General features: G+C 59.7%; 1 protein-coding gene. It reads right to left on the reverse strand.

The features are described from left to right. A partial coding sequence (locus AAE514_RS18440; RefSeq protein WP_347333031.1) for an RHS domain-containing protein occupies nt 1-1220 on the reverse strand: 1220 nt, incomplete at both ends.

Here is a 1220-nt window from a genome sequence, read left to right on the forward strand (position 1 = left end):
CTGGCCTTCCCAAAGGGCGTATACGTCGCCTTCCATGTGATGGCCTTTTGCGCATCGGTCAACAATCTCGGAGTGCCCAAGTGGTCGTTGTGATAGTAGTGCACTTGGCTGTTGCTGACCATCGCCAGAGGGGCACCCTCCAGGTATGCGTACTCTCGCACCGGGTTGCCCGCGCTGTCGTACTCCCCGAGCAGTTGGCCTTGTTCATTGTAGAAGTAGTAGGTGACCGTGCCATTCGGAAGTCGCTTGATGACGCGTTGGCCCAGCGCATTGTACGTGTATTCTGCCACCGTATTACCGGACTGAGAGGCCTGAACTATCCGGTTGGCGGCGGAGTACTCAAACTGATGGGTGCCGTTGTCGATGGTGTTGCCTACCGCATTGTATTGATAGCTTTGGGGGCCTTTGAACAACAGATGGTGGCTGTCGGTGGCGTACTGGTAGTTTTCCACGACTCCGTCGTCGGCCTTGTTGGTGCGGTTGCCGACCGGGTCATAGCCGAACTGGATATCGTAGTCGGTGTTGGCCGCCTCCACCAGGCGGTTGACCGGGTCATAGGCATAGTCGGTGGCCTCACCCGCCACTTCTGGGTTTTCGATGCGGGTGATGTTATTGACGGCGTCGTACTCGTAGAGCCGGCGGCGTAAGGGATCGCTGTCGCCCATTTCAATGCCGGTCAGGCGATAGTCGAGGTCATAAGTGCGGACTTCCTGCAAACCATTGCCGTAGGTCAGGCGGGAAAGAGGGCCAAACGGTCGGTATTCAATTGCCTCCGCGAGCACCTGAGCGCTGCTCTGCGCCTCAAGGCGGGTGCTCAGGCCGCTGACTCGCCCCTGCGGGTTACGAGTGATCGACACCTGCTGGCCGGAGGGGTAGGTAATGCCAATCCGTTGGCCCGCGCTGTCATACTGGTATTCGACGGTCAGTGTATGGCCATTGAGCGCGGTTTCCTTGCGGGTGACGTTGCCCAGGTAATCGTAGAAATAGCGGGTAGTGCCGGAAGGGTCTTCGATTCGGGTCAACCGGCCAATGCCGTTGCGGCCCGGCTCCTCGTTGTCATAATGGTAGCTGGCGTTTTCCTCGGGGAAGTTCGGGTAACGCACGGCGGTCAGGCGGTTTAGGGCGTCGTAGTCGTACTCGGTGAGCACGCCTCGGGCGTCCTGCCGGGATAGCCGGTTGCCGGCGCTGTCGTAGTCGTAGGTGGTGGTGCCGGTGTCGGG

Source organism: Marinimicrobium locisalis (assembly GCF_039822625.1).
Lineage (GTDB): Bacteria > Pseudomonadota > Gammaproteobacteria > Pseudomonadales > Cellvibrionaceae > Marinimicrobium > Marinimicrobium locisalis.